At 63.3% G+C, this 26,992-nt stretch carries 22 protein-coding genes, 2 tRNA genes, 2 pseudogenes and 1 riboswitch; of the genes and pseudogenes, 7 read left to right on the top strand and 19 right to left on the bottom strand.

Annotated features, from left to right (window positions below; genetic code table 11):
• Positions 1 to 221 precede the first annotated feature (221 nt).
• Together GUY40_RS23180 and GUY40_RS23175 are read right to left on the bottom strand one after the other, a co-directional pair.
• Positions 222 to 298: transfer RNA gene (locus GUY40_RS23180), tRNA-Asp, on the bottom strand.
• A 19-nt stretch (positions 299 to 317) separates the two neighbouring features.
• Positions 318 to 393, bottom strand: a tRNA-Val gene (locus tag GUY40_RS23175).
• Positions 394 to 554: 161 nt separating this feature from the next.
• On the opposite strand from GUY40_RS23175, the gene rdgC reads away from it, so the two are divergent.
• Both rdgC and sugE read left to right on the top strand, forming a co-directional pair.
• On the top strand, positions 555 to 1,475 hold the full coding sequence (rdgC, locus tag GUY40_RS23170; RefSeq protein WP_166571236.1) for a recombination-associated protein RdgC: 921 nt from the start codon (positions 555 to 557) through the stop codon (positions 1,473 to 1,475).
• 147 nt (positions 1,476 to 1,622) lie between these two features.
• Complete coding sequence (sugE, locus tag GUY40_RS23165) at positions 1,623 to 1,940, top strand: quaternary ammonium compound efflux SMR transporter SugE (RefSeq protein ID WP_166571235.1); 318 nt, start codon at positions 1,623 to 1,625, stop codon at positions 1,938 to 1,940.
• Between the two features lie 121 nt (positions 1,941 to 2,061).
• On the opposite strand, the pseudogene GUY40_RS23160 reads toward sugE, so the two are convergent.
• A pseudogene (locus GUY40_RS23160) lies at positions 2,062 to 3,544 on the bottom strand (glycerol acyltransferase).
• Between the two features lie 94 nt (positions 3,545 to 3,638).
• A complete protein-coding gene (locus tag GUY40_RS23155; RefSeq protein WP_166571234.1) occupies positions 3,639 to 4,751 on the bottom strand; it encodes a TDT family transporter in 1,113 nt (370 codons plus the stop codon).
• A 378-nt stretch (positions 4,752 to 5,129) separates the two neighbouring features.
• Here GUY40_RS23155 and GUY40_RS23150 point away from each other — a divergent pair, with 378 nt between their 5' ends.
• On the top strand, positions 5,130 to 8,612 hold the full coding sequence (locus GUY40_RS23150; protein ID WP_166571233.1) for a PAS domain-containing hybrid sensor histidine kinase/response regulator: 3,483 nt from the start codon (positions 5,130 to 5,132) through the stop codon (positions 8,610 to 8,612).
• Between the two features lie 158 nt (positions 8,613 to 8,770).
• On the opposite strand, the gene rmuC is transcribed toward GUY40_RS23150, so the two are convergent.
• The gene (rmuC, locus tag GUY40_RS23145; protein WP_178117939.1) at positions 8,771 to 10,132 is read right to left on the bottom strand and encodes a DNA recombination protein RmuC; all 1,362 of its coding nucleotides are present in this window, start codon (positions 10,130 to 10,132) and stop codon (positions 8,771 to 8,773) included.
• Between the two features lie 1,217 nt (positions 10,133 to 11,349).
• Here rmuC and GUY40_RS23140 point away from each other — a divergent pair.
• The 3 genes from GUY40_RS23140 (at position 11,350) to GUY40_RS23130 (ending at position 13,810) form a co-directional block, all read left to right on the top strand.
• The gene (locus GUY40_RS23140) at positions 11,350 to 11,574 is read left to right on the top strand and encodes a hypothetical protein (protein WP_166571232.1); all 225 of its coding nucleotides are present in this window, start codon (positions 11,350 to 11,352) and stop codon (positions 11,572 to 11,574) included.
• Between the two features lie 329 nt (positions 11,575 to 11,903).
• A complete protein-coding gene (locus tag GUY40_RS23135; RefSeq protein ID WP_166571231.1) occupies positions 11,904 to 12,386 on the top strand; it encodes a hypothetical protein in 483 nt (160 codons plus the stop codon).
• Between the two features lie 143 nt (positions 12,387 to 12,529).
• A complete protein-coding gene (locus GUY40_RS23130) occupies positions 12,530 to 13,810 on the top strand; it encodes an OmpP1/FadL family transporter (protein WP_166571230.1) in 1,281 nt (426 codons plus the stop codon).
• Between the two features lie 134 nt (positions 13,811 to 13,944).
• On the opposite strand, the gene GUY40_RS23125 is transcribed toward GUY40_RS23130, so the two are convergent.
• From GUY40_RS23125 to cobO, 14 genes are all read right to left on the bottom strand, one after another.
• A complete protein-coding gene (locus tag GUY40_RS23125) occupies positions 13,945 to 14,499 on the bottom strand; it encodes a glutathione peroxidase (RefSeq protein ID WP_166571229.1) in 555 nt (184 codons plus the stop codon).
• A 52-nt stretch (positions 14,500 to 14,551) separates the two neighbouring features.
• A complete protein-coding gene (locus tag GUY40_RS28470) occupies positions 14,552 to 14,674 on the bottom strand; it encodes a hypothetical protein (protein ID WP_256675833.1) in 123 nt (40 codons plus the stop codon).
• Positions 14,671 to 15,879, bottom strand: a complete 1,209-nt coding sequence (locus GUY40_RS23120; protein ID WP_166571228.1) for an MFS transporter — start codon at positions 15,877 to 15,879, stop codon at positions 14,671 to 14,673. Before GUY40_RS23120 ends, GUY40_RS28470 begins: the two co-directional genes overlap by 4 nt.
• A gap of 55 nt (positions 15,880 to 15,934) precedes the next feature.
• Positions 15,935 to 16,339: a MarR family winged helix-turn-helix transcriptional regulator gene (locus GUY40_RS23115; RefSeq protein WP_166571227.1), complete on the bottom strand. Its 405-nt coding sequence runs from the start codon at positions 16,337 to 16,339 to the stop codon at positions 15,935 to 15,937.
• A 199-nt stretch (positions 16,340 to 16,538) separates the two neighbouring features.
• Positions 16,539 to 17,270, bottom strand: a complete 732-nt coding sequence (locus tag GUY40_RS23110; RefSeq protein WP_166571226.1) for an adenosylcobinamide-GDP ribazoletransferase — start codon at positions 17,268 to 17,270, stop codon at positions 16,539 to 16,541.
• 2 nt (positions 17,271 to 17,272) lie between these two features.
• Entirely contained in the window at positions 17,273 to 17,848 is a 576-nt protein-coding gene (cobC, locus tag GUY40_RS23105) for an alpha-ribazole phosphatase family protein (protein ID WP_166571225.1), read from the bottom strand.
• Positions 17,845 to 18,900, bottom strand: coding sequence for a nicotinate-nucleotide--dimethylbenzimidazole phosphoribosyltransferase (cobT, locus tag GUY40_RS23100; protein WP_166571224.1), 1,056 nt, complete (start codon positions 18,898 to 18,900; stop codon positions 17,845 to 17,847). The genes cobC and cobT overlap by 4 nt, the downstream gene beginning before the upstream one ends.
• Positions 18,897 to 19,418 carry a bifunctional adenosylcobinamide kinase/adenosylcobinamide-phosphate guanylyltransferase gene (gene cobU / locus GUY40_RS23095; RefSeq protein ID WP_166571223.1) on the bottom strand — a complete coding sequence of 174 codons (522 nt, stop codon included), beginning with the start codon at positions 19,416 to 19,418 and terminating at the stop codon, positions 18,897 to 18,899. Before cobU ends, cobT begins: the two co-directional genes overlap by 4 nt.
• A gap of 1 nt (position 19,419) precedes the next feature.
• Positions 19,420 to 20,889: a cobyric acid synthase gene (locus GUY40_RS23090; protein ID WP_166571222.1), complete on the bottom strand. Its 1,470-nt coding sequence runs from the start codon at positions 20,887 to 20,889 to the stop codon at positions 19,420 to 19,422.
• Complete coding sequence (gene cobD / locus GUY40_RS23085) at positions 20,877 to 21,878, bottom strand: threonine-phosphate decarboxylase CobD (protein ID WP_166571221.1); 1,002 nt, start codon at positions 21,876 to 21,878, stop codon at positions 20,877 to 20,879. The genes GUY40_RS23090 and cobD overlap by 13 nt, the downstream gene beginning before the upstream one ends.
• Complete coding sequence (gene cbiB, locus GUY40_RS23080) at positions 21,871 to 22,779, bottom strand: adenosylcobinamide-phosphate synthase CbiB (protein ID WP_166571220.1); 909 nt, start codon at positions 22,777 to 22,779, stop codon at positions 21,871 to 21,873. The genes cobD and cbiB overlap by 8 nt, the downstream gene beginning before the upstream one ends.
• Positions 22,776 to 23,426, bottom strand: coding sequence for a 5,6-dimethylbenzimidazole synthase (gene bluB / locus GUY40_RS23075; RefSeq protein ID WP_166571219.1), 651 nt, complete (start codon positions 23,424 to 23,426; stop codon positions 22,776 to 22,778). Before bluB ends, cbiB begins: the two co-directional genes overlap by 4 nt.
• The gene (locus GUY40_RS23070; RefSeq protein ID WP_166571218.1) at positions 23,423 to 24,718 is read right to left on the bottom strand and encodes a cobyrinate a,c-diamide synthase; all 1,296 of its coding nucleotides are present in this window, start codon (positions 24,716 to 24,718) and stop codon (positions 23,423 to 23,425) included. Before GUY40_RS23070 ends, bluB begins: the two co-directional genes overlap by 4 nt.
• On the bottom strand, positions 24,715 to 25,326 hold the full coding sequence (cobO, locus tag GUY40_RS23065) for a cob(I)yrinic acid a,c-diamide adenosyltransferase (RefSeq protein WP_166571217.1): 612 nt from the start codon (positions 25,324 to 25,326) through the stop codon (positions 24,715 to 24,717). Before cobO ends, GUY40_RS23070 begins: the two co-directional genes overlap by 4 nt.
• Positions 25,327 to 25,515: 189 nt before the next feature.
• A riboswitch (cobalamin riboswitch) is annotated at positions 25,516 to 25,736 on the bottom strand.
• A gap of 114 nt (positions 25,737 to 25,850) precedes the next feature.
• On the opposite strand from cobO, the pseudogene GUY40_RS23060 reads away from it, so the two are divergent.
• Positions 25,851 to 26,848 (top strand): annotated as a pseudogene (locus GUY40_RS23060) (sorbosone dehydrogenase family protein).
• Positions 26,849 to 26,992 lie beyond the last annotated feature (144 nt).

The following is a 26,992-nucleotide window of genomic DNA, read 5'->3' as shown; positions in this document are numbered from 1 at the left end:
ATGGGCTGCGAAGCGGCCCCTTGGGTCTGTGACATCGGCGGATCAGCTTGCGAGTGCCGGCGGTTTCAGAATCGCCGGGGCCGCTTCGCAGCCCATCGCGGCCAGGTCCGCTCCTACATGGATGCGTGGGTCGGTTGTAAAAACCGACGCAAACAAAAAAGCGCCCCTAAGGGCGCTTCGTTGTTGCTTCAAGACCGTTCAGTGGTGCCTTGAAGCGAATATGGCGCAGCGGACGGGACTCGAACCCGCGACCCCCGGCGTGACAGGCCGGTATTCTAACCGACTGAACTACCGCTGCGCGATACACTGAGAGAGATTGGTGGGTGATGACGGGATCGAACCGCCGACCCTCTGCTTGTAAGGCAGATGCTCTCCCGGCTGAGCTAATCACCCTTTGTCTCTCGGTGTGGCGCGCATTCTACGGACGAGAGATACCTCTGGCAAGCACTTTTTTAAAAAATTTTTCGAAGCCTTCCAAAGACTTAGCGAGGGTTGGCCTGAGGCGTCCGCTCGGAGAATAATGCCTTCCTTATATGTAAGGAGAGCGTCACCCCATGTGGTTCAAAAACCTGCTGATCTATCGCCTGACCCAAGACGTTCCATTTGACCCCGAGGCGCTGGAAACCGCATTGGCTACCAAGCCTGCGCGCCCTTGTGCAAGCCAGGAGTTGACCACGTACGGTTTCGTCGCCCCATTCGGCAAAGGCGAAGACGCACCGCTGGTACATGTCAGCCAGGACTTCCTGCTGATCGCTGCGCGTAAAGAAGAACGCATCCTGCCCGGCAGCGTCGTGCGTGATGCGGTCAAGGAGAAGATCGAAGAGATCGAAGCCGAGCAGATGCGCAAGGTCTATAAAAAGGAACGCGACCAGATCAAGGACGAGATCATCCAGGCCTTCCTGCCCCGTGCCTTTATTCGTCGTTCGGCCACCTTCGCCGCCATCGCGCCGAAACAGGGCCTGGTGCTGGTCAATGCCTCCAGCCCCAAACGCGCCGAAGACCTGCTGTCGACCCTGCGCGAAGTGATGGGCTCGCTGCCGGTTCGCCCGCTGACCGTGAAGATCGCCCCTACCGCCACCCTGACCGAGTGGGTCAAGACCCAGCAAGCCGCGCCCGACTTCTACGTGCTGGACGAGTGCGAACTGCGCGACACCCACGAAGACGGCGGCATCGTCCGTTGCAAGCGCCAGGACCTGACCGGCGAGGAAATCCAGCTGCACCTGAGCACCGGCAAGCAAGTGACGCAACTGTCGCTGGCCTGGCAGGACAAACTGTCGTTCGTACTGGACGACAAGATGGTCATCAAGCGCCTGAAGTTCGAAGAGCTGCTGCAAGACCAGGCAGAAGAAGACGGCGGTGAAGAGGCCCTGGGCCAATTGGACGCCAGCTTCACCCTGATGATGCTGACCTTCGGCGAATTCCTGCCGGCGCTGTTCGAAGCGCTGGGCGGCGAAGAGCTTCCGCAAGGGATCTGATCCTGCTTGACCCTCTCCCCTCCCGGGAGAGGGCACGGCTTGATCCCCGGAGCAAGGTTGTGCACTATAGTGCCCATCGTGAGGACGACCTCACCACTCACCGAGTGATTGTTCCGGGGACGACCCCTTCTACTATTGGAGGTCATCATGTCCTGGATCATTCTGTTTTTCGCCGGCCTGTTCGAAGTCGGCTGGGCTGTCGGCCTGAAATACACCGACGGCTTCTCCCGCCCCATTCCCACCGCACTCACCGTTGCCGCCATGGCGATCAGCCTTGGTTTGCTCGGCCTTGCCATGAAGGAACTGCCACTGGGCACCGCCTATGCCATCTGGACCGGTGTGGGCGCGGTCGGTACGGTGATCGCCGGGATCATGCTGTTTGGTGAATCGATGGCGCTGGTGCGGTTGCTCAGCGTGGCGTTGATCATTACCGGTCTTGTAGGCCTGAAAGTCAGCGCCGCCTAAAGCCTCGCGAATAAACCTGTGGGAGCGGATTTATCCGCGAATAGCTTCACCGCGGTTCGTCTGACACACCGTGGTGAAGCTATTCGCGGATAAATCCGCTCCCACACCAATTCCCCGCTAATCAGCTACCGGGCAAGGCCGCGCAAGGCGGTGACTTGCTCACGCAATAATGCCGGCTCCACTTCTTGCGGCGGCTGAAAAAACTCCCCCACAAGCCCTGCAACGCCAACGGAATCACCGGCACCGGTGTCTGTTCAAGTATCCGTTTCACGCCGCCCTTGAACTCGGGAATGGCTGAGCAGCCAGATCATGAAGCGCATGGTGAACTCGGGGACGATGCGGAAGATGTAGCTGTTGACCGCAATGTTCATCAGCGACACCACCAGGAACAGCTGGGGGATCGACAGCCCGGCGACGCTGAGCAACAGGATGGTGACGATGGCCGACACCACCATGAACAGCGCATTGAGGATATTGTTGGCGGCGATTACCCGCGACCGCTCATGCTCGGCGGTGCGCGCCTGGATCAAGGCATACAACGGCACGATATAGAAGCCGCCGAACACGCCCAGGCCAAGGATGTCCAGCAGCACCCACCAGGCCTGGGCGTGGCCGAGCACGGTCAGCCAGTCATTGGCCTGCACGCTCTGCGGGAAGCCGCCTGAATGCCACCACAACATCAGCCCGAACAGGGTCAGGCCGAATGAGCCGAACGGCACCAGACCCATCTCCACCTTGCGCCCGGACAGTCGCTCACAGAGCATCGAGCCCAGCGCAATGCCGACCGAGAACACCGTGAGAATCAGCGTAACCACGGTTTCATCGCCGTAGAGCCAGTCCTTGGCATAGGCCGGGATCTGAGTCAGGTAAATCGCCCCGATAAACCAGAACCACGAGTTGCCGACAATCGAGCGCGACACCGATGGCGTCTGGCCAAGGCCCAGCCGCAGCGTGGCCCACGTCTGGCTGAAGATGTTCCAGTTGATCCGCAGGTCAGGCGTGGCCGCTGGCGCCCGGGGAATGCCGCGGCTGGCCAGGTAACCCAGGACAGCCACCAGCACAATGGCGGTCGAGACCACCGGCGCATAGTGAGCGCTGGACATCATCACCCCGGCACCGATGGTGCCCGCCAGGATCGCCAGAAAAGTGCCCATTTCCACCAGCCCGTTGCCGCCCACCAGCTCTTCTTCACGCAAGGCCTGGGGCAGGATCGAGTATTTGACCGGGCCGAACAGCGCCGAGTGGGTGCCCATGGCGAACAGCGCCAGCAACATCAGCCACAGATGATCGAACAGGAACCCCACCGCACCGACCGCCATGATCGCGATCTCGCCCAGCTTGATCAGCCGCATCAGCGCATCCTTGGCGAATTTCTCGCCAAACTGCCCGGCCAGGGCCGAGAACAGGAAGAACGGCAGAATAAACAGCAAGGCGCAGAGGTTGACCCAGATCGAGCGGTCACCTTCGATCGTCAGCCTGTACAAGATGGCCAGGATCAGCGACTGCTTGAAAATGTTGTCGTTGAAGGCCCCCAGCAACTGGGTAATGAAAAACGGCAGGAAGCGCCGTTTGCCTAACAGAGCGAATTGCGAGGGGTGACTCATCAATTGTGTACCTGCGTGGCGCCGCATGCGGCGAAGGCTGTTGTCATTGGATTGCACAAGGCCATGCAAAAGCCACATTAGCAGCGCTCAGGTTTCAGATCGATGCAATGCACGGCGAGACAAACAGCTCCCCGCGCCAGGCGCCCCGCAGCGTGCGCTTGCCGACCACCAGCCACATGGCCGCCAGCGCCGCCACCAACAGCACGCCGAACCCATTGAAGAAACCCAGCTGCAGGACGCTGCCGAGCTTGAGCGTCGTCAGCGCAAACACCCCCAGCGGAAAGGTGAAGGCCCACCAACCCAGATTGAAAGGCATGCCATGGCGCAGGTAACGCAGGGTGATCAACACCGCCATCAGCATCCACCACAGGCCAAAGCCCCACAGCGCCACAGCCGCCACCAGGCCCAGCACCGCCGCGATATCGCCGACCCCGGCCAAGTGGTTGGCGGCAAACACCGCCGTCGCGTCCTGCCCCAGCACCAGCAGGCCCAACGCCGCCGTGCCAATCGGGCCAAGCGCCAGCCAGCTGGAGGCCGCCATATTGGCCGGTGGCAGTTTGTGCAGAGCCATGCGCAACAGCAGCACGGTGAGAATGCTGAACGCCACGGGCACAGAGAAGCCCCACAGCACATAGCTGGTCACCAGCACCTGGAATTGCTGATGGGCATCGCTCAAATGCGGCACCAGCAAGCCTCCACTGACCGCTGCCACTTCAGCGGCGACCACCGGCAACAGCCAGACCGCGGTCATCTGATCGATGCTGTGCTCCTGGCGGGTGAACATCAGAAACGGAATCGCCACGCCACAGAGCACAGCCAGCGCCACATCCAGCCACCACAGCAGCGTGACCATCGGCACAATCGCATCGCCCCAGCGCGCCACGCCAAACAGCAGAAAGCCGTTAATGATGGTCGCCAGGCCCATGGGGATGGTGCCGAAAAACATCGACACGGTGGAATGGCCGAAAATCCGCCGGGCTTCGTTGAAGAACATCAGCCAACGGGCTGCGTAAAGCACCGTGAACAGCACAAACAGGCCGATGGTCAACAGCCACAGCCCTTCGGCTACCGCGTCGATGGGCGCTGCTGAAAACGGCAACTGCTTGAGCGCCAGGGCGAGTACGCCGGTGCCCATGGTGGCGGCGAACCAGTTGGGAGTGAATTGGCGGATCACTTCACGCGGGTGTTGAAGGTGGCTCAAAGGCATTGCGGGTCTCCTGTCCTCTGATGAGGTCAGGCGATGTTAGACCTAGAAGTTATATCCATATAACGGGTAATTTCTCTAACTGTTATCTGTTTTACAGATATACATCCCCATTGCGACCTTGGTCGGCGCTGACGAAACTTTGACGGCATGCGAGACTGTGCCAATCAAGACGCCCTATAGGAGCCGGGCTTGCCCCAATGCCGGTCAGTTAAGGCGATACAAACCCTGTGGGAGCGGATTTATCCGCGAATGAAAACGACGCGCAATGCCTGAAAAACCGCGGTGCATTCATTCGCGGATAAATCCGCTCCCACAGGGTTTGTGTCGCCTTAACTGACCATTGGGCTTGCCCGGCTCCTACCCCGTTCGGAGAGTTGCATGTCGTTGTCCAGCGGGCTGATCGCTGTGGTCGCCCTGGCCTATATGGCCATCCTGTTCGCCATTGCCTTCTACGGTGACCGTCGCGGCACCCCCTTGCCGCCGCGCTTGCGGGCGTGGGTCTACAGCCTGTCGCTGGCGGTCTATTGCACCAGCTGGACCTTCTTTGGCGCCGTGGGCCAGGCCGCCGAACAACTCTGGGCGTTCTTGCCGATTTACCTGGGGCCGGTGCTGCTGTTGCTCGGTGCGCCCTGGGTGCTGCAAAAGATGGTGCTGATCAGCAAGCAGGAAAACATCACCTCCATTGCCGACTTTATCGCCGCGCGCTACGGCAAATCCCAGTCGCTGGCGATTGTGGTGGCGCTGATTTGCCTGGTTGGCGTGCTGCCGTACATCGCGCTGCAACTCAAAGGCATCGTGCTGGGGGTCAACCTGCTGATCGGTGCCAGCGCCGATGCCACCGGGCCGCGGGTCCAGGACACGGCGCTGGTGGTGTCGCTGGTCCTGGCGCTGTTCACCATCGTGTTCGGCACCCGCAGCCTGGACGTCACCGAACACCACCGGGGCATGGTGCTGGCGATTGCCTTCGAGTCGCTGGTCAAGCTGTTGGCTTTTCTGGCCGTGGGTGTCTTTGTCACCTTTAACCTGTATGACGGTTTCGACGACCTGTTCAGCCAGGCCCGCCTCGCCCCGCGCCTGGAAACCTACTGGCAAGAAACCATCAACTGGCCGTCGATGGTGGTGCAGACCTGCGTGGCGATGATGGCGATCATTTGCCTGCCGCGGCAATTTCACGTCACCGTCGTTGAAAACATCGACCCCCAGGACCTGCGCCTGGCGCGCTGGGTGTTCCCGGCCTACCTGATTCTGGCCGGCCTGTTTGTGGTGCCGATCGCCTTGGCCGGGCAAATGCTGCTGCCAAGCTCAGTGATCCCCGACTCATTCGTGATCAGCCTGCCGCTGGCCCAATCCCATCCGGCGCTGGCCTTGCTGGCGTTTATTGGCGGCGCCTCGGCCGCGACCGGCATGGTCATCGTCGCCAGCGTGGCGCTGTCGACCATGGTCTCCAATGACATGCTGTTGCCTTGGCTGTTGCGGCGCCAGAGCGCCGAGCGGCCGTTCGAGGTGTTCCGCCACTGGATGCTGACGGTGCGCCGCGTCAGCATCGTGGTGATTTTGCTGCTGGCCTATGTCAGCTACCGGCTGCTGGGCCCCACCGCGAGCCTTGCGACCATCGGCCAGATTGCCTTTGCCGCCGTCACCCAACTGGCGCCGGCCATGCTCGGCGCGCTGTACTGGAAACAGGCCAACCGCCGCGGCGTGTTCGCCGGCCTTGCAGCCGGTGTTTTTCTCTGGTTTTACACCCTGGTACTGCCGCTGGCCGCCCATAGCCTGGGCTGGTCGCTGCAGGCGTTCCCGGGCCTTTCGTGGCTGCACAGCAACCCGCTGAACCTGCCGATTTCTCCGCTGACCCAGGGCGTGGTGCTGTCGCTGGCGGGCAACTTCACCCTCTTCGCCTGGGTGTCGATCCTGTCGCGCACCCGGGTCTCCGAGCACTGGCAAGCCGGCCGCTTTATCGGCCAGGAAACCAGCGCCCGGCCCAGCAGCCGCTCGATGCTGGCGGTCCAGATCGACGATCTGCTGCAATTGGCCTCGCGCTTTGTCGGCGAGGAGCGCGCGCGCCAGAGCTTCATCCGCTTCGCCTATCGCCAGGGCAAGGGCTTCAACCCCGGCCAGAATGCCGATGGCGAATGGATCGCCCACACCGAACGGCTGCTGGCCGGTGTACTGGGTAGCTCCTCGACCCGCGCAGTGGTCCGCGCGGCGATTGAAGGGCGGGAGATGCAGCTTGAAGATGTGGTGCGGATCGCCGACGAAGCTTCCGAAGTGCTGCAGTTCAACCGCGCCTTGCTGCAAGGCGCCATCGAGAACATCAGCCAGGGCATCAGCGTGGTCGACCAATCCTTGCGGCTGGTGGCCTGGAACCGCCGTTACCTGGAGCTGTTCAACTACCCGGACGGGCTGATTGGCGTCGGCCGGCCGATTGCCGACATCATCCGCTACAACGCCGAGCGCGGTCTGTGCGGCCCGGGCGAAGCGCAGGTCCACGTCGCCCGCCGCCTGCACTGGATGCGCCAGGGCCGCGCCCACACCTCCGAGCGCCTGTTCCCCAATGGCCGGGTGATCGAACTGATCGGCAACCCGATGCCCGGCGGCGGCTTTGTCATGAGTTTCATCGACATTACCGCATTCCGCGAAGCGGAGGCGGCGCTCAAGGAATCCAACGAAAGCCTGGAACAGCGGGTCGCCGAACGCACTCATGAACTGTCGCAATTGAACCTGGCGCTGACCGAGGCCAAGGGCAACGCAGAAGCGGCCAACCAGTCGAAGACGCGCTTTCTGGCGGCTGTCAGCCACGACCTGATGCAACCGTTGAACGCCGCGCGGCTATTCTCCGCCGCGCTCTCGCACCAGGGTGACGGGCTGTCCAGCGAAGCCCAGCAACTGGTCGAGCATATGGACAGTTCGTTGCGTTCGGCCGAAGAGCTGATCAGCGACCTGCTGGATATCTCGCGCCTGGAAAACGGCAAGATCACCCCGGACCGCAAGCCATTCGCCCTCAATGAGTTGTTCGATACCCTGGGTGTCGAGTTTTCAGCCCTTGCTCGTGAACAGGGTATCGACTTCCGCCTGCGCGGCACACGCCTGCGGGTCAACAGCGACATGAAGCTGTTGCGCCGTATCCTGCAAAATTTTCTGACCAATGCCTTCCGCTACGGCAAGAGCCCGATTTTACTTGGCGTGCGGCGCAAAGCCGGGCACCTGAGCCTTGAGGTCTGGGACCGTGGGCCAGGGATTGCAGGCGACAAGCTGCAGGTGATTTTCGAAGAATTCAAGCGCCTGGACAGCCACCAGACCCGCGCCGAAAAAGGCCTGGGGCTGGGCCTGGCGATTGCTGACGGCCTGTGCCGGGTGCTGGAGCATCCGCTGACGGTGCGCTCCTGGCCGGGCAAAGGCAGCGTGTTCAGCGTCAGCGTGCCGCTGACCGGCGCGCCGGTGGTGGTGCCGGTGCCGAGCCGCAGCAGCGACCCGAACACTCAGCAACTGGCCGGCACTCAAGTGCTGTGCATTGATAACGAAGACAGTATCTTGATCGGCATGAACAGCCTGCTCAGCCGCTGGGGCTGCCAGGTCTGGACCGCGCGCAACCGCCAGGAGTGCGATGTGCTGTTGGGCGATGGTATGCGCCCACAGTTGGCGCTGGTGGACTACCACCTGGACGATGGCGAGACCGGCACCGAGCTGATGGCCTGGCTGCGCACGCGCATGGGTGAGCCGGTACCGGGGGTGGTGATCAGTGCCGACGGGCGCGCCGAAATGGTGGCCCAGGTTCACGCGGCCGGTCTTGATTATCTCGCCAAACCGGTCAAGCCAGCGGCCTTGCGCGCCCTGCTCAACCGCCATCTGAGCGTGATGCGTTAGGCTTAAAATTCCTATGTAGGAGCGGCGGTCCGGCGCCCCGGCCTGGCCGCGATGGGGCGCGCAGCGGCCCCCGGGGTCTGCTTCGCAGCCCATCGCGGCCAGGTCCGCTCCTACATTATCAGGAATATGTAAGCAACCCGAGGGACGCGAGGGTTTGTTTATTCGGGCAGTTCGAGGGTTTCGTCGGTTGGCATGGCGCGCTCCAGCAGATCGCTGGGCAGGCTTTTGCTGGCACGCGCGCCAAGCAGCTTGAGTTGCTCGCTGCGGCTGACCAGGTTGCCGCGGCCTTCGGTCAGTTTGTTGCGCGCGGCGCTGTAGGCTTTATCCAGCTGTTGCAAGCGCGCCCCGACTTCGTCCAGATCCTGAATAAACAGGACGAACTTGTCGTACAGCCAGCCAGCGCGCTCGGCGATTTCCCGGGCGTTCTGGCCTTGGCGCTCCTGCTTCCAGAGGCTGTCGATCACGCGCAGCGTGGCTAGCAGCGTGGTCGGGCTGGCGATCACGATATGGCGGTCGAAGGCTTCCTGGAACAGGTTCGGCTCGGCCTGCAGCGCCGCTGAAAAAGCCGCCTCAATCGGCACGAACAACAGCACGAAGTCGAGGCTGTGCAGGCCTTCGAGGCGGTTGTAATCCTTGCTCGACAAGCCTTTGACGTGGTTGCGCAGTGACAGTACATGCTGCTTCAGGGCGGCCTGGGCGGTGGCGCTGTCGACTGCGGCGACGTACTGCTGGTAGGCGGTCAGGCTGACCTTGGAGTCGACCACCACCTGCTTGTCGCCGGGCAGCATGATCAGCACGTCGGGCTGAAAGCGCTCGCCATCCGGGCCCTTGAGGCTGACCTGGGTCTGGTACTCGCGGCCCTTCTCCAGGCCCGCATGTTCAAGCACCCGCTCAAGAATCAACTCACCCCAGTTGCCTTGGGTTTTCTGCCCCTTAAGCGCTTGGGTCAGGTTGGTGGCTTCGTCGCTCAGGCGCAGGTTGAGCTGCTGCAGGCGTTCCAGTTCCTTACCCAGCGAGAAGCGTTCGCGGGCCTCCTGCTGGTAGCTTTCCTCGACGCGCTTTTCGAAGGACTGGATGCGTTCCTTCAAGGGGTCAAGCAATTGCCCCAGGCGCTGCTGGCTGGTCTCGGCAAAGCGCTGCTCGCGCTCGTCGAAAATCTTGCCGGCCAGCTCCGCGAACTGGGCGCGCAGCTCGTCACGCGAGCCTTGCAGGTCGGTCAGGCGTTGCTGGTGGCTGTCCTGCTGTTCACGCAGTTCGGCGTTCAACGCCGCGCACTGGGCGTCGAGACGGCGCAGTTCGGTTTCCTTGGTGGCTCGCTCCAGGTTCCAGGCGTGGGCGGCGTCACGGGCGTTGTCGCGCTCGATCTGCAGCAGCTCAAGCTCGCGCCCCTGAGCGGCCAGTTGCGCCTGCTTGGCTGAATTGGCCTGGCTCAGGTCACTGATTTCATCGCGGCTGGCGTCCAACTGGGCAAGCAGGCCATCGTTGCTCAGCTGCGCACTGCTCAGGCGCTCGTCGAACAGTTCGGCCTGCGCCTGGCGCAAGGCCAGGCGGCGGTGTAGCACAAGGGCCCAGCTCACGGCCGGCACACCTGCCAGCAATAACCCCAGCACGATGCTGGTCACGTCCAATGCCATTGCCACTGCGTTCTTACCTTGTGCGAAAAGTTCGCGCCAGTGTCTATTGCGCGGGTGACGCCTGCAACAGCCTGTACAGCGCCTGCTGAGCCTGGCAATCACCGGCACGGGCGGCGTTGGTCACAGGCGTATCAGCGGATGTTCTTGCATGAAACTTCATAAAAACTTGGGGGCAAATCGCAGGGCGCGCAACTCTACTCCTTTTTTTTGAAGAAGGCCCGCCCCGTTTGAAGTCTTTTTTCATACGCTTGTAGGTGATCTTTCTTTGACGGGTAGGACGCCTACGACGACGAGAGGTATTCGTACCCAACCTCGGTTTTTGCCCTGCCTCCCCCGCAGGAAAAAGCCGGTACACCCGTTCTAGAGCAAGCGCTCAGGACAATCCACAGAAGCTGTGGATAACTCAGTGGACAACCCCCCTGCACCCCTCGCAAAGCCACACAGAATGGGGCCCGCAGACAAACTGACGATTTTTTCACCAACAAAAAAAAGCGTTTTTTTTCATTGACTTAAATTTTCAACCCAGCCATGGAGGCCTTTTTTACTCGGCGTTAAGGCCGCGTGACACTCTTTTCAACCCATGTGAACAACCGCCCCGAATCGAGGCTCGCCGCCCCACTTTTTTGTCGATGGCGTCAATCGGCAGGCACGCGCTTTCAACATTGGGCTTGCATTCTGTTTTCAGCCTGATAGAATCAGCGGCGTTTGTACCCAGCTGAAAGTCAATTCTGGCCGACGCAGTCCTTATCGCACGCTTCTACCGCAGTAGAACCCTGTCGAAACAAAGGACCGGCCTTCTCGATGGTTTCCAGGTAATGTTCTCAGGCACGGCTCCAATGAACGCCGCGCGCTGTCCTTTACCCTGTCATACCAACCTGCAGATTTGATCAGGATCTTCCCCGGCGCCATGGAACCTTTGCCCGGTGTGTTGCCTGTCCTCATGTGTACTACCGGTCAGCCCGAGCGCCACATAGATCAATGCGCTTCACCCTGACTGCAGTGTTCCAGACTGGTTCGTCGCACAACTCGGAATGGTTGGCGTTTCTGGAACGTTTTAGTCATGCACGGCTCTTATCCGTGTCTTTTGCAGGAACACCCATAACATGAATACCCAACTCCCTACCCGGGATGCGATCCGCACCCTGGAAAACGCTTTTGCCCCTCTGAACTGCCTGATTCTGGCCGCCCGCAATGGCAGCTTCAGCTTCACGCTGGTCAACGAGCACGGCATCGCCCGCCACAGCCAGCGCCTGTACCCGGAACATTACGCCAGCGAAGCCCCGCTGCAAGCCGTGATCGACCGTACTCGCCAGGCGTTGGTTGCCTGATTTAGCGTCCTGTAGGAGCGGACCTGGCCGCGATGGGGCGCGCAGCGGCCCCGGGGTCTGCTGCGCAGCCCATCGCGGCCAGGCCGGAACGCCGGACCGCCGCTCCTACATCTATCGTGAAACACGCCCTAAAAAGCCGTTGGTTTTAAGCACCGCACGGCATATCAGTTATAACCTCGCGCCGCAAATGTTGTAAAAACAGCCCTTTACAGCACAGATATGACACTACACTTCAACTCAAGCGGTACCACCCGCTTCCGGCGAGGCTGACTTTACTCATCGCTGCCAAAGCGTCTGACTTCGCCGGCCATTATCAAGCCGAGGGCTTTATGGGTATCGCCGCGAGCGAGTTGAGCGAGTTTGTGATCCGCCCGACGTTGATGTATCTGAACCGCCATTGCGCCACCGCCGAAGCACTGCTGCTAGGCATCGCCGCCAGCCAATCGGCCCTGGGCTCGGCCTTGCATGATCGACGTGGCCACGGCCTCTATCGCATCGGTGAGCACCGCCACCAACATCTCTGGGACCATTACCTGGCGCTCGACCCGGACCTGGCCAGCCTGGTCCGTGGCCTGGCCAGCCAGCATGCTTTCCTGAGCGGCCCGCACCTGGAGTTGACGGTCAATCTTCGCTATGCCACCGCCATCGCCTGGATGCTGGTCGAACAGCAACGCCCCACCCTCCCCGAAGCCGACGACGTGCTCGGCCTGGCCAGAATCTGGCGTCAAACCTTCCATCCGCAGGGTCGGTTGCGAGACTTCACCTGTGCCTGGCAAACCTGCATCGCTCCACTTGACCAACAAGCCTGTTAAATGACCGATTGGTCAAAGTTATATCTCCTACAAATATGGTTTGATTGTCCTACAAAACCGCTCTATCTCCTGCGATTCAGGCTATAGCGCTGTCTGAAAAATGTTGGTAGTTTGCCTCCGGTGATCACCACGGAGTTCTAATAATGAAAAAAGTAATGCTCAAGACCACACTCAGCCTCGCTGTCGGCCTCGCCTCCACGCAACTGTTTGCCAGTGGCTACGCCCTCAACGAACAAAGCATTAGCGGCATGGGTACTGGTTTTGCCGGGCGATCTTCTTCTGCCGATGACGCAAGCACTGTTTACGGCAACCCTGCCGGCATGTCCTTCCTGAAACGCGAGCAGGCCACGGTTGGCGCGGCCGCTATCATTGCCCGGTCTGATATCGAGGGCAGCGGCACTAACGCTATTGGCCAGCCTATCAATGGCAGCACTGATGGCGATATGGTTCCGGTGGTTGCCGTGCCGATGGGTTATTACGTCAAGCCAGTCGATGAGCATTTGACCGTGGGTATCGACATGTACGCGCCGTTCGGCCTGGTGACCGATTACGAACGCGGCTTTGCTGGCCGCTACTGGGGCGACAAGAGCAAGGTCGAAGTGATTACCTTGCAGCCCACCATCGCCTGGCGATTCAACGATGTCGTGTCGATCGGTATTGGGCCGACCATCAACAAGATCAAAGGCGAACTGGGGTCCTCCACTTTTGGCGGGGCAGCCGGAGATGGCCGTGTGAAGATCAAAGGCGACGACACCGCCGTCGGCTTCAACGCCGGTGTCATGGTCCAGGCGACCGACGCCACACGCATTGGCCTGACCTACCATTCCAGGGTCAAGTACAAGCTGCAAGGCAACACCAGGATTTTTGGCCAGGGCTTTGGCCCGTTCAACGGCAGCAAATTCGATGCAACCCTGGAGATCGAAACTCCCGAGTCGGCCGACCTGTCGATCACCCACAAGCTGGACAATCAGTGGACGATCTACGCGGGCAGTACCTACACCCGCTGGAGCCGTCTGGAGCAGATCACCGTCATCAATGAAGGTGTACCTGCTCGGCTCGGCGGTGCTGCCGGCCCGATCGGCACCATCAACGAAGACCAGAAATGGCACAACACCTGGGCACACGCCATTGGTGCCTCCTACCAGGTCAACAACCAGTGGGTACTGCGTGCAGGCCTGAGCATGGACCAGTCGCCGGCCAACAACGTCGACCGTTCGCCACGCATCCCGACCGGTGATCGCAAGGCCGTGAGCATCGGTGCCGGCTGGAGCCCGACTGACGACCTGACCATCGATGCGGCGCTCTCCTACCTGCAAGAAGAAGAGGTCAATATCAACCTGGCGAGCGCCTCCAAGGGCAGCTTCAACGCCAAATATGAAAACAGCGCCTTCGGCCTGGGCCTGGGGATGACTTACCGCTTCTGATCAATGGTTGAAGCTGCTGACCTCTCGCGAGCAAGCCCGGCTCCTAGTAGGAGCAAGGCTAGCCTGCGAAGCTTTTCAGATGGGCCGAAGCCGCCAGTGCTCTCCCATGCACTCCACCCTGCAGCGTCAGAACGTTAACCGCCGGTGGCCGGAGTGGACGCAATGGCCTTGTTGATCGCCTCGATAAAGTCCGGGTCATCGGGCTTGGTCAGGCTTGAGAAGCTGGCAATCACCTTGCCCCGGCGATCCACCACGTACTTGTAGAAATTCCAGCGCGGCGGGCTGCTTTGCCTGGCCAGTTCCTTGAACAGGTGAGTGGCGTTCTCGCCCCTGACCGATTGCGGCTCGGTCATGGTGAAGGTCACACCGTAGTTGGCATAACAGACCTTGGCAGTTTTTTCGCTGTTGCTGTCTTCCTGCTTGAAGTCATTGGACGGCACCCCGAGCATTTCCAGGCCCTGGCCCTGGTAGCGCTTGTAGACCGCTTCCAGGCCTTCGAACTGAGGTGCGAACCCGCAGTAGCTGGCGGTGTTGACCACCACCAGAGGCTTGCCGGCGAATTTCTGACACAGGTCGATCTGCTCTTTGGCCCGCAGCTTGGGCAGCTGGCCTTGCAACACCTCGGGGCATTCACTGGCCAGCGCACCGCCGGCCACCAGCAATAACAGAGGGACAGCATACCAGCGCATGGTCTTCTCCTGCTCGCGTCAATTTCCCTCAACTAACCACGTTCTCCCGGCACTAGCAAGCGCCCATGCCCAGCTGCATTAACGCCAGCCCACCGCGCTGCCAGCCCCACCAGGCGGCTGCCAGCAGCAGCACGCCCAGCACCAACAGGCCAGGGCCCAGCCAGCGCGTGCTCACGCTGCCCCCGTGGCGGCCTGAAGCCGCGCTACCGGCCGCTCACGCACCGGCCAGTTCAACGCCGCGGCCAGCAGGCTGAGCACCACGGAAATCTGCCAGACCATGTCGTAACTCCCGGTACGGTCATACACCACCCCGCCCAACCAGCCGCCCAGGAAGGCGCCTAACTGATGGAACAGGAACACGATGCCTCCCAGCATAGAGAGATTGCGCACGCCGAACAGGGTGGCGACCGTACCATTGGTCAGCGGCACCGTGGAGAGCCACAACAGGCCCATGGCGATGCCGAACAGGTAGGCGCTTGTAACGGTGATCGGTGCCCACAGAAACAACACGATCACCACCGCACGAATCAGGTACAGCGCCGTCAACAACCGCGGTTTGGACACCCGCCCGCCGAGCCAGCCGGCCACATAGGTGCCGACGATATTGAACAATCCCACCAGCGCCAGCACCGTGGTGCCCGCCGTCGCCGGCAGGTGCTGGTCGACCAGGAAGGACGGCAGGTGCACGCCGATAAACACCACTTGGAAGCCGCAGACGAAAAAGCCCAGCGAGAGCAGCCAGAAGCCCGAGTGCGAACAGGCTTCGCGCAATGCCTGGCCAAGGGTTTGATCGTGGCCGAGGCTCGGCAGTGGCCGGTCTTTGAGCATGCCCACCAGCGGCACGATCAACGCGACCATCAGCCCCAGCGCCAGCAGCGCCGCCGACCAGCCCAGCCAATTGATCAAACCGAGCGTGCCCGGCAGCATGGCGAACTGGCCGAAGGAGCCCGCCGCACTGGCGATGCCCATGGCCATGCTGCGCTTTTCCGGCGGGACTGCGCGGCCGACCACACCGAGCAACACCGAGAATGAAGTGCCGGACAAACCGATCCCGATCAGCAGGCCGGCACTGAGCGACAATGACCAAGGCGAATCGGCCATGCTCATGAAGACCAGACCGAGTGCGTACAGCACGCCACCGATCAGCACCACCCGAGCCGCACCGAAGCGGTCAGCCAGCGCACCGGCAAAGGGTTGAGCCACGCCCCAGATCAGGTTTTGCAGGGCGATGGCGAGCGCGAACACGCCCCGTCCCCAGCCAAAATCGGCACTCATGGGCGCCAGAAACAGACCAAAGCCGTGTCGGATACCCAGCGAAAGCGCCAGGATCAGCGCACTGCCTAACAATATCCAGCCGCTGGTTCGCCATACCGATGTCATTGTTGCTCTCTCCGGGCTTCATGCGGGTATATACCCGCTTTGATTCGAAAATGGATCACGCCAGCTGCTCCAGCAGCTTCACCAGTAGATCACGTCGATCTTCACCCAACTGTTCCAGCAACGACTGTTGCGCGGCCTTCCACGCAGGCTTGGCCGCCTCGATCCGGGCCAGGCCTTCGGCGGTCAACAGCACCAGCCGGTTGCGATGGTCCTCGCCCTCGACCAGGCTCACCAAACCTTGCGCTTCCAGCACCCGCAGGTTACGACCCAGCGTACTGCGGTCCAGCCCGACAGCTTCGGCCAGGGTCGAAATGCTGGGCTGGTCCAGCCGCTCCAGATTGCGCAGCAGGGAAAACTGGGCGATGTTGATGCCGAAACCTTCAAGGGCTTCGTCATAGTGGCGGCTAACACCTCGGGAGGCGCGGCGCAGGTGAGTGCACAGGCATTGGGGTGAGTTCATGATTAGGTGTATATACCCGCATTAATTGTTACGCAATATTTTTCTGGCGAACGGGGCCAGCGTTGGCGAATTACAGAATGTGGGAGCGGATTTATCCGCGAATCGATTCACCACGGTGGGTCAGGTGAACCGCGGTGATGCCATTCGCGGATAAATCCGCTCCCACAGAGTTAATGCGGCATTGGAGTCAGCGTCGCCTCTAAACCAACGCCAACACCACAACCACCACCAACTCCAGCAACTCCAGCAACGCCCCCGCCGTATCGCCCGTCGCCCCACCCAGGCGCCGCACCATCAGCGCGCGCAGCCACACAAACACCGCCACCGCTGCGAGCACCGCCCAGGCCCCGGCAAGGCCTGCCAGCGCCACGCAGCCCATCGCGACAACCAGCAACACCCAACGCCCGGCCATGCGCGGCAGATGATCCGCCAGCGCCTGCCCCAGTCCGCCCGCCCGCACGTAGGGCGTCGACATGAACAACGCAAGCATCGCCGCCCGCCCGAGCACCGGCGCCAGCAGCAAGGCCAGGCTGTGTTGCGCTTCGATCAGGGCAACGATCGCGCAGAATTTGAGCAGCAGCACGACCACCAGCGTGACCACCGCAATCGGCCCGCTACGCGGATCTTTCATGATTTCCAGCGTGCGCGCCCGGTCACCGAATCCGCCCAGCCAGGCGTCAGCGCTGTCGGCCAGACCGTCCAGGTGCAGGGCGCCGCTGAGCAGCACCCAGGCGGCCAACAGCAAGGCCGCGTGCAGCAACAGCGGCGCGCCAGCCAATACCGCATTCAGCGCCAGCAGCACACACCCGAACAGCAGACCTACTGCCGGATACCAGAGCAATGAGCGCCCCATCTGCTCCGGCGCCGGCATGCCCGGCAAGCGTACCGGCAGGCTGCCGAGAAACTGCAAGGCAATCCAGAACGGCAGCATGTTCAGCCTCGCTCACTCAGGACGCCATCAGCGTCCACCGATAATCCAAACAACGCGCCATGGGCCACTTCAACCTGCAACAACTGCTCACGCGGCAATCCACGCGCCCGTGCCAGCAGCAAGCGCATCACGCCGCCATGGCTGATCAACAGGACCCGTTCGCCCGCGTAACGCTGGTGCAAGCCTTCGATGCCAGCAAGCACCCGTGCAGCGAAGTCGGCCACAGGCTCGCCCCGAGGCGGTGTGAAGCTGTAAGGATCCGACCAGAACAGGCCCAGGCCTCGTTCATCGGTGAGCATCAACTCGGCGGCGCTGCGCCCTTCCCAGTCGCCGAAGTGCAGTTCTTGCAGTTCGGGCGCCAGTTCCAGCGGCACATCCAGCCGCCGGGAGAGCTCGGCGCCGAAACGCGCGCAGCGCTGCAGCGGTGAACTGACGATCCGCGACCAAGGCCCGCCCTGCTCCACTGCTGCGCGCATCTGTGCCCAGCCGGTGTCGGTCAGGGCGTCGTCAAGGCTGCCGCGCAGCCCGCCGCCCTGCTCGGTTTCACCATGGCGCAGCAGGTCCAGTTGCAAGGTCATGCCGGGCGGTCCGCAACGGCGGCTTCGGCAAAGGTCGCCATGTCGCCGTGCAGGCTGCAGGCCATGCGCAACAACGGTACCGCCAGCGCCGCGCCGCTGCCTTCGCCCAGGCGCAGGCCCAGTTCCAGCAAAGGCTCAGCCTCAAGATGGGCCAGTACCTGCCGGTGACCCGGCTCGGCGCCGCGATGGCCAAACAGCAGCCAGGGTCGGCAAGAAGGGTTCAAGCGCACCGCCACCAGCGCAGCCACGGTGCAGATAAAGCCATCGACCAGCACCGCAACGCCGGCCTGGGCACAGGCCAGGTAGGCGCCGGTCAACGCGGCCATTTCAAAACCGCCAAAACACAGCAGCGGTTGCAAGGCGTCGTCCGGCAGGTCTGCGTGGCGCTCCAGCGCGCGCTGAATCACTTGGGCCTTGTGGCTGACACCCGCCGCGTCAAGCCCGGTGCCGGGGCCGACCAGTGCGCTGGCTGGGCACTTGAGCAGCGCGCAGGCCACGGCCGTGGCGGCGGTGGTGTTGCCGATGCCCATTTCGCCGCCGATAAACAGCTGCGCACCGCTGTCCAACGCACGCTGGGCGCTGTCACGACCGGCCTGCAGGGCCTGCTCGCCCTGTTCGGCGGTCATGGCCGGGCCATGGGCAAAGTTCGCAGTGCCCGGGCCGAGATTCAGGTGACGCACACCCGCCAGCGGCTCGCGCAGAGTGGCGGTGCCCAGGTCGATCACTTCCAGCTGCGCGCCCAACTGACGGGCAATCACGCTGATGGCCGCACCACCGCTGACGAAATTGAGCAGCATCTGCCCGGTCACTTCTTGCGGATAGGCCGAGATGCCTTCGGCCACCACGCCATGGTCACCGGCAAAGATCGCAATCCAGACCTGCTCAAGCGCAGGCTTGAGCCGCCCCTGCAAGCCGGCCAGCTGCACCGCGACCTGCTCCAGGCGCCCCAGCGAGCCTGCCGGTTTGGTCAATTGCTGTTGCCGCGCCAGGGCATTGGCACGCGCCTTTTCATCAACCGGCCGGCACGGCGCCAGCCACCAGGTTTGACTCATGGTGCAACTCCTTTAAGGGTTAGCGGCAGGCCGGCGACGGTCAGCACGACCCGCTGGCAGCGCTCGGCGATGGCCTGATGCAGCCAGCCGGCTTCATCGACATAACGCCGGGTCAGTTCGCCCAGCGGGACCACGCCCAAGCCGGTTTCGTTGCTGACCAGAATGATTTCACCCGGCAACCCGGCCAGGCAATCGAGCAAGGCATCACGCTCGACGACCAGCGTTTGCGGGTCGTCGAGCATCAACAGGTTGGTCAGCCAGAGGGTCAGGCAGTCCACCAGCAGGCAGCGGTCGGGGCGCGCCTGTTCGCGCAGTACCCGAGCCAGTTGCAGCGGCTCTTCGATCAACCCCCATTCACTGGGTCGGCGCTGGCGGTGCAGTTGCACCCGAGCATTCATTTCGCCGTCCAGCGGTTCACTGGTGGCGATGTAGGTCACCGCCAGCGCGCTTTCGCTGGCCAGTCGTTCAGCCAGGCGGCTTTTGCCGGAACGGGCGCCGCCGAGGATCAGTTGCAACATGTCAGCAGGTTTCCTGTTTCAGTCCGCACAGCTGGCTCAGCCGCTGGGTGTCCAGGTGTTTTTCCACCAGGTCTGCCAGGCGCTCGATATCCAGCTCCCGCAGGGCGTGGTAATCGACTGCCTGCACCTGGGTCAGCCCCGCCCAGCGCAGCAAGGCACTACTGCAAGCCGGTGATTCAAACAGGCCGTGCAGGTAAGTGCCGAGCACCTGGCCGTCGGCGCTGACCGCGCCGTCGCAGCGGCCATCGTCCAGGCGCACGGCCGGGTTGGCCAGCGCCGGGCCTTCGGTGACCCCGGCATGAATTTCGTAGCCGCTCACCTGTGCCTCTTCCAGGGTCAAATGGCCCTGGACATTGCGCAGCTGTTTTTCCGCGGCGAGCGTGGTGGTGAAATCGAACAGCCCCAGGCCCGCGCTGGAGCCCGGCGCGCCTTCAAGGCCCAGCGGGTCATGCACCTGCTGGCCAAGCATCTGCAAGCCGCCGCAAATCCCCAGCAGCTTGCCGCCATAGCGCAGGTGCCGGGCGATGGCGCTGTCCCAGCCACGGGCGCGCAGTTGGGCCAGGTCGCTGCGCACGCTTTTCGAGCCGGGCAGGATGATCAGGTCCGCGGGCGGGATCGCTTCGCCCGGGCCGATGAATTGCAGGTCCACCTGGGGGTGCAGGCGCAGCGGATCGAAATCGGTGTGGTTACTGATGCGTGGCAACACCGGCACGATCACCTTGAGCAACTGCTCGGCCTTGTTGTCGGACTGGCGCTGATCGAGGCCGTCCTCGGCCTCAAGGTGCAAGTCGAGCACATAGGGCAGCACGCCGATCACTGGCTTGCCGGTACGCGCTTCAAGCCAGTCCAGGCCCGGCTGGAGCAAGGCAATGTCGCCCCTGAAGCGATTGATCACAAAGCCCTTGACCCGTGCCTGCTCGCTGGGCGACAGCAGCTCGAGGGTGCCGACCAGGTGCGCGAACACGCCGCCACGGTTGATGTCGGCAATCAGCAGCACCGGGCAATCCACCGCCTCGGCAAAGCCCATGTTGGCGATGTCGCCGGCGCGCAGGTTGATCTCCGCCGGAGAGCCCGCGCCCTCCACCATCACCACCGGGTAGCGGTCACTGAGACGCCGATGGGAGTCGAGCACCGCTTCCATGGCGATGGCCTTGTAGCCGTGGTACGCCACCGCGTTCATGGTGGTGACCGCCTTGCCATGGATGATGACTTGGGCGCCGGTGTCGCTGTTGGGCTTGAGCAGCACCGGGTTCATGTCGGTGTGCGGCGCAAGCAAGGCAGCCTGGGCCTGCACGGCCTGGGCGCGGCCGATCTCGCCGCCGTCGGCGGTCACGGCACTGTTGAGCGCCATGTTTTGCGGCTTGAACGGCACCACGGCAACACCCTGGCGGGCGAGCCAGCGGCACAGGGCGGTCACCAGCGTGCTTTTGCCGGCATCCGAGGTGGTGCCCTGGACCATCAGCGTGGGCATGGCGGCTCCTTGAGGTAATCAGTAAAGGCCTGCTCCAGGCGCAGCCAGTCGGCCTCATCAAGGGGCAGACCAAAACGCAGGCTGGAAGTGGCCGGGAACAGCCGCAGCAGAATGCCGCGCCGGGCCATGAAATCGTGCAGGCGCTGGGCCTGGTCGGTCACTCGCCACTGGAACAAGGCACAGCCACCGGTGGGCGGCTGGCCGAAGCGCTCGAGCAAACGCGCCAGCCGCTCGCTGGCCGCTTCGCTGCGGCGAATCTGCCGGGCATGGGCGTCGCGGTCGAGCAGGCAGGCCTGGCCCAACTGCCGGGTCGGCCCGCTGACGGCCCACGGCCCGATCTGTTCGGCGAGCAGTTGCAGCAATTTGCGCTCGGCCAGCACAAAGCCCAGGCGTACGCCGGCCAGGCCGAAAAACTTGCCGAACGAGCGCAACACGATCAGCCCGGCACGGTCCGTGAAGCCCGCCAGGCTCAGGCCCGGGGTGTTGTCCATGAAGGCTTCGTCCACCAGCAGCCAGCCGCCGCGCTGCACCAGCCGGGCGTGCCATTCCAGCAGCCGCTCGGGGGGCAGCAGGCGCCCGGTCGGGTTGTTGGGGTTGACCACCACCAGGACATCAAGGCCGTCGAGGTAGAAGTCCACCTCGCTTTCGCCAATCTCCCGGACCCGATGCCCGGCCCGCCGCCAGCCCTCGGCATGCTCGGCGTAACAGGGCGACAGCACGCCGACCTTGCCGGTCCGGCGCAGGCGCGGCAAGGCCTGGATCGCGGCCTGGGAGCCGGGTACCGGCAGCACCTGATGGGCGCCGTAGTATTCGCAGGCGGCCAGTTCCAGGCCGTCATTGACTTCCGGCAGCCGCGCCCAGGCGCTGACCGGAATTTCAGGAATCGCAAACGGCCACGGCGCAAGCCCAGTGGAAAGGTCCAGCCACTGGGACAGCTCGATCCCGTAGTCGAGCGCGGCCTGGCGCAGGCGTCCACCATGTTCAAGCATAGATCTCAGCCCCCAGGCACAGCAGCAGCAACCATAGCCAGACGCCACGCTGAACCAGTTGCCAACCGCGCTCGATCGACTCGGCGTCGGCCGGCTGGCCTTCGCCCAGCTGCGCACGCTCGTGCAGTTCGCCGTGGTAGACCGCGGGCCCGCCCAATTCAACCCCCAGCGCACCGGCACCGGCCGCCATCACCGGCCCGGCATTCGGGCTGTCCCAGCGGGGTGCCTGCTGGCGCCAGCAGGTGAGCGCCAGGCGGGTCTTGCCCAGCAGCGCATAGGTCAGGGCCACCAGCCGCGCCGGGATGTAGTTGAGCACGTCATCGATACGCGCCGCCGCCCAGCCGAAGCGTTCGAAGCGCTCGTTGCGGTAGCCCCACATGGCGTCCAGGGTATTGCTCAGGCGATAAAGCACCACACCGGGCACGCCGGCGACGGCAAACCAGAACAGCGCGGCGAACACCGCATCGCTGCCGTTCTCCAGCACCGATTCGGTGGCGGCGCGGGCGACGGCGTTGGCGTCCAGCTCATCAGTCTGGCGGCTGACCAGATAGCCGACTCGCTGGCGCGCGGCCTCCAGGTCATCGCGGCGCAGGGCCTCGGCCACCGGCGTCACATGCTCACCGAGGCTGCGCAGGCCCAGTGCGCAGTAAAGCGCCAGCACCTCAACGATCCAGCCCAGGTATGGCAGCCAGGACAACAACGTCGCCACCAGCGTCAGCGGGATCACCGCCAGAAACCAGGCCGTGACCCCGTGGCTGCGCCAGCCTCTGCCAGCCGCATTGAAACGTTGCTCGAGGCGATCGGCCAGACGCCCGAAGGCCACCAGCGGATGCCTGCGCCTGGGCTCACCCAGCAGCGCATCCAGCGCCACCCCGGCGACACTCAACAGCGCCACACTCATCGAATCACTCCCCATTGGTTTTCATACAGCAGTTCGGACAAGGGCCGTGGCTCGGCCCAGCCTTCAAGCACCAGCATCGGTGCCGGATAGAATGCCTTGACCGGCCCCAGGCACAGCACGGCGAGCGCCTTGGCACCCTCCGGCAGGCCCAGCAGCCCGGCCAGCGCCTGCGGGTCGAACAGCGACACCCAGCCCATGCCCAGGCCTTCGGCGCGGGCCGCCAGCCAGAGGTTCTGGATCGCGCAGGACAGTGACGCCAGGTCCATTTCCGGCAAGGTACGACGGCCGAAAATATACCCCTCACGCTTGTCCATCAGCGCCGCGACCAGCACTTCGGCGCAGTCGTTGATGCCTTCGACCTTAAGCTTCATGAATTCATCGGAGCGCTCGCCCAGGGCCTCGGCCGTGCGGATGCGCTCGTCTTCCACCAGCCCCTGGACCTGCTGGCGCAGGCCGCGATCGCTGATGCGGATAAACCGCCATGGCTGCATCAAGCCGACACTGGGGGCCTGATGTGCCGCCTCCAGCAGCCGCGCGAGCAATTCGGGGGCCACACTGCCGCCGACAAAGTGGCGCATGTCGCGACGCTCGCCGATGGCCCGGTACACCGCCGCCCGCTCCTCGGGGCTGTAGGCATGCTCGCTCATGGTCGCAGCAGCGCCGCCAGCGCGTCGGGGTTGGAGGGAAAGTAGAAGTGCACGTACGACGCGGTCAGCCGCCCGCAGCGGTAGACCGCCTCCGCGCCGCGGCCGCCATTGGGGCTTTGGCCGCGAGCGATCGGCTCAAGCGTCGTGGTGGTCAGCGAATGGTGATAGGTGTGCCCGCGCAGGGTGCCTTCCGGCAGCTCGACCGCCTGCAGCGCCAGCGCTGCCAGGCGCTTTTGCATCACCGCTTCGCCGGGCAGCAGGCCCAGCAGTTCGGCGCGCTGGCCCTGGACATCGGTCAGGGCGTCGAGCAGGTAAAGCATGCCGCCGCATTCGGCCAGCAGCGGTTTGCCGGCTTGATGGTGGGCGCGAATGGCGCTGCGCATCGGCGTGTTTTCCGCCAACGCCACATGGTGCAGCTCGGGGTAGCCACCGGGCAGATAGAGGCTGTCTGCCTCTGGCAAGACCTGATCATGAATGGGCGAGAAAAAGCTCAACCGGGCGCCCATGGCCCGCAACAGATCCAGGCTCGCGCCGTAGGTGAAGGCAAAGGCTTCATCACGGGCGACGGCGATGCGCACCCCCTCAAGCAGCGGCGTGACGGCTTGCGGTACCGGGGCGGCAAACTCGACGGCGGGCGGCAAGGCGGCATCGCAGCTTTGCCCCAGCGCCTGGGCGGCGGCGTCCAGGCGCGCGTCCAGATCATTGAGTTCACTGGCTTGCACCAGCCCCAGGTGACGGCTGGGCAATTCGATACCGGTTTCCCGCGACAGCCCGCCGTACCAGCGCAGGCCTTCGGTCAGGCTGCCTTCGAGCAATTGGGCGTGGCGCAGGGTGCCGACGCGGTTGGCCAGCACGCCGGCGAACGGCAGGTCCGGCTGGTAGCGGGCCAGTCCCAGCGCCAGGGCGCCGAAGGTCTGGGCCATGGCGGTGCCGTCGATCACGGCCAGCACCGGCACACCGAAATGACGCGCCAGATCGGCGCTCGACGGCGTGCCATCGAACAGGCCCATGACCCCTTCGATCAAAATCAGGTCGGCCTCGCCCGCCGCTTCCCAGAGCAGGCGGCGGCTTTCATCGGCACCGACCATCCACAGGTCCAGCTGATAGACCGGGGCGCCACTGGCGCGTTCCAGAATCATCGGGTCGAGAAAGTCCGGCCCGCACTTGAACACCCGCACCTTGCGCCCCTGATTACGGTGCAGGCGCGCAAGAGCGGCGGTGACGGTGGTCTTGCCCTGGCCGGAAGCCGGCGCGGCAATCAACACCGCCGGGCAACGCCGTGCATCGGTCATAGTTCGATGCCTTTTTGCGCGCGAATTCCGGCCTGGAAGGCGTGTTTGACCATGCCCATTTCGGTGACGGTATCGGCCAGTTCGATCAAGTCGGCCGGTGCGCCGCGCCCGGTCACCACCACATGCTGCATGGGCGGACGTGCTTGCAGGTCGGTCAGTACCCGGTCGAGGTCCAGATAACCGTGCTTGAGGGCAATGTTCAGTTCATCGAGGATCACCAGGCCGATGTCCGGGTCGCTCAGCAATTGGCAGGAGACTTTCCAGGCCGCTTCGGCCGCGGCGATATCACGCTGGCGGTCCTGGGTTTCCCAGGTGAAGCCCTCGCCCATCACGTGGTAGCGCACCTGCTCGGGGAAGCGACGGAAGAACAGCTCTTCACCGGTGGCGTTGCGGCCCTTGATGAACTGCACGACGCCGCACTGCATGCCGTGGCCCATGGCCCTGGCGAGCATGCCGAAGGCCGAGCTGCTCTTGGCCTTGCCGTTGCCGGTCAGCACCAGCAGCAGGCCGCATTCGTTCGGCGAATTGGCGATACGCTCGTCGATGACCGCCTTTTTGCGCAGCATGCGCGCCAGGTGGCGTTCGTCACGTTCGGGGGATTCACTCATCGCAGCTCTCCTGACAGCGCACGGAAATCGACGAATGGCCACGCCCAACCACCAGGGCGCAGGCCTTGGGGCTCGGTACAGGAGATCGTCGGAGTCGCTCTTGCCCGTGCGACAGATGGATTGGTCTATGAAGACGGCAGGCGCGCGCACGGCCGGGAAACCGACCGCAAACCGCGCATCACCCACCGTGATGCCGTTGGTGCTTCAGGCCGGTCTCCGGGCTCATGAGTGGGCGGGGCCCGGAACACGCGCCTTCCCGGACCAATCCGGCCCAGTGGCTGCTGCATGCTCGTCACTCATTTACCGTTGCGGGGGCAGCGCCGGGGTCACGTGCCTCGCACGTTCACCGGCTTCCCTGTTTCACTCTGCAAAGCCGTGGCTCGCCGAGCACCTGAAACAAGTCGGGAAGGTTAGAGGGTTGGGGGGGGAGCGTCAAATGAAGCCGGCGCGCGGCGGGCATTGAACCTCGCCATCGCGCGCTCCTCTACTTATTTGAGTACCCAGACCCTTGAGGACGTTCGACCATGCGCAACGCACCGATCGCTCTGATGATGGTGATGGCCACAGGGCTTGCCGCCTGTGGCGAAAAGGCACGCCTGCAAGTCGAGGACGGCTTCGGCCCTTCCCCACGGCTGCCGGAGCCGAACCAGACCCTGATGCCCACGATCAACGTCGCCCCGGCCATCGGCTGGCCCCAGGGCGGCACGCCACAGGCAGCGCCCGGTATGCGCGTGGTCGCCTTTGCCGAAGGCCTGGACCACCCGCGCTGGCTGTATGTGTTGCCCAACGGCGATGTGCTGGTCGCCGAAACCAATGCTCCACCCAAGCCCGACGACAACAGGGGCGTGCGTGGCTGGTTCATGAAAAAGGCGATGACGTTGGCGAAAACGGTCTGGACCAGGAAAAAGGCCGGGCCGCGATCTGGGAAGTGGACGCTGCCACCGGCAATAAACGCATCTTCGCCGACGGCCTGCGCAACCCCAACGGCATGGCCTGGGAGCCGCAGACCGGCAAGCTCTGGACGGCGGTCAACGAACGTGACGAGATCGGCAGCGACCTGGTGCCCGACTACATCACCTCGGTCAAGGACGGTGGCTTTTATGGTTGGCCGTTCAGCTATTACGGCCAGAATGTGGACAAGCGAGTCTCACCACCAAACCCGAGCATGGTCGCCAAGGCAATTGCTCCGGATTATGCCGTTGGCCCACACACCGCCTCGCTGGGCCTGACCTTTGCGGATGCCAAGGGCTTGCCGGCGCCCTTTACCCAAGGCGCCTTTATCGGCCAGCATGGTTCCTGGAACCGCGATCCACACAGTGGCTATAAAGTGATTTTCGTGCCATTCCAGGGCGGCAAACCCAGTGGCAAGCCGATCGATGTGCTGACCGGGTTCCTTGATGCCAACGGCCAGGCCATGGGCCGGCCTGTAGGCGTGGCCAACGATCATCAGGGCGGGTTGCTGGTGGCCGATGACGTGGGTAATCGGATCTGGCGGGTGAGTGCCAGCCAACCCAAAAACTGAACAACAAAACCTTTATGTAGGAGCGGCGGTCCGGCGTCCCGGCCTGGCCGCGATGGGCCGCGAAGCGGCCCCAGAGGCCAGTAATATCTGCGACAGAGTGCATAAGGTTTCACTATCGCCGGGGCCGCTTCGCGGCCCATCGCG

The sequence above is a fragment of the Pseudomonas sp. R5(2019) genome, assembly GCF_009905435.1.
Taxonomy (GTDB): domain Bacteria; phylum Pseudomonadota; class Gammaproteobacteria; order Pseudomonadales; family Pseudomonadaceae; genus Aquipseudomonas.
This window is presented reverse-complemented; position numbering and strand designations above follow the sequence as displayed.

Excerpts from the sequence above, each read along its gene's own strand:
- cobU (WP_166571223.1), bottom strand. The coding sequence starts at position 19,418 with ATGTTGCAACTGATCCTCGGCGGCGCCCGTTCCGGCAAAAGCCGCCTG.
- GUY40_RS23115 (WP_166571227.1), bottom strand. The coding sequence starts at position 16,339 with ATGAACTCACCCCAATGCCTGTGCACTCACCTGCGCCGCGCCTCCCGA.
- sugE (WP_166571235.1), top strand. The coding sequence starts at position 1,623 with ATGTCCTGGATCATTCTGTTTTTCGCCGGCCTGTTCGAAGTCGGCTGG.
- cbiB (WP_166571220.1), bottom strand. The coding sequence starts at position 22,779 with ATGAGTGTGGCGCTGTTGAGTGTCGCCGGGGTGGCGCTGGATGCGCTG.
- GUY40_RS23155 (WP_166571234.1), bottom strand. The coding sequence starts at position 4,751 with ATGCCTTTGAGCCACCTTCAACACCCGCGTGAAGTGATCCGCCAATTC.
- GUY40_RS23150 (WP_166571233.1), top strand. The coding sequence starts at position 5,130 with ATGTCGTTGTCCAGCGGGCTGATCGCTGTGGTCGCCCTGGCCTATATG.
- cobC (WP_166571225.1), bottom strand. The coding sequence starts at position 17,848 with ATGACCTTGCAACTGGACCTGCTGCGCCATGGTGAAACCGAGCAGGGC.
- GUY40_RS23135 (WP_166571231.1), top strand. The coding sequence starts at position 11,904 with ATGGGTATCGCCGCGAGCGAGTTGAGCGAGTTTGTGATCCGCCCGACG.
- GUY40_RS23110 (WP_166571226.1), bottom strand. The coding sequence starts at position 17,270 with ATGCTGCCGTTCTGGATTGCCTTGCAGTTTCTCGGCAGCCTGCCGGTA.
- rdgC (WP_166571236.1), top strand. The coding sequence starts at position 555 with ATGTGGTTCAAAAACCTGCTGATCTATCGCCTGACCCAAGACGTTCCA.
- GUY40_RS23070 (WP_166571218.1), bottom strand. The coding sequence starts at position 24,718 with ATGACCGATGCACGGCGTTGCCCGGCGGTGTTGATTGCCGCGCCGGCT.
- GUY40_RS23130 (WP_166571230.1), top strand. The coding sequence starts at position 12,530 with ATGAAAAAAGTAATGCTCAAGACCACACTCAGCCTCGCTGTCGGCCTC.
- GUY40_RS23125 (WP_166571229.1), bottom strand. The coding sequence starts at position 14,499 with ATGCGCTGGTATGCTGTCCCTCTGTTATTGCTGGTGGCCGGCGGTGCG.
- cobT (WP_166571224.1), bottom strand. The coding sequence starts at position 18,900 with ATGAGTCAAACCTGGTGGCTGGCGCCGTGCCGGCCGGTTGATGAAAAG.
- GUY40_RS23140 (WP_166571232.1), top strand. The coding sequence starts at position 11,350 with ATGAATACCCAACTCCCTACCCGGGATGCGATCCGCACCCTGGAAAAC.
- cobO (WP_166571217.1), bottom strand. The coding sequence starts at position 25,326 with ATGAGTGAATCCCCCGAACGTGACGAACGCCACCTGGCGCGCATGCTG.
- cobD (WP_166571221.1), bottom strand. The coding sequence starts at position 21,878 with ATGCTTGAACATGGTGGACGCCTGCGCCAGGCCGCGCTCGACTACGGG.
- GUY40_RS23090 (WP_166571222.1), bottom strand. The coding sequence starts at position 20,889 with ATGCCCACGCTGATGGTCCAGGGCACCACCTCGGATGCCGGCAAAAGC.
- GUY40_RS23120 (WP_166571228.1), bottom strand. The coding sequence starts at position 15,879 with ATGACATCGGTATGGCGAACCAGCGGCTGGATATTGTTAGGCAGTGCG.
- bluB (WP_166571219.1), bottom strand. The coding sequence starts at position 23,426 with ATGAGCGAGCATGCCTACAGCCCCGAGGAGCGGGCGGCGGTGTACCGG.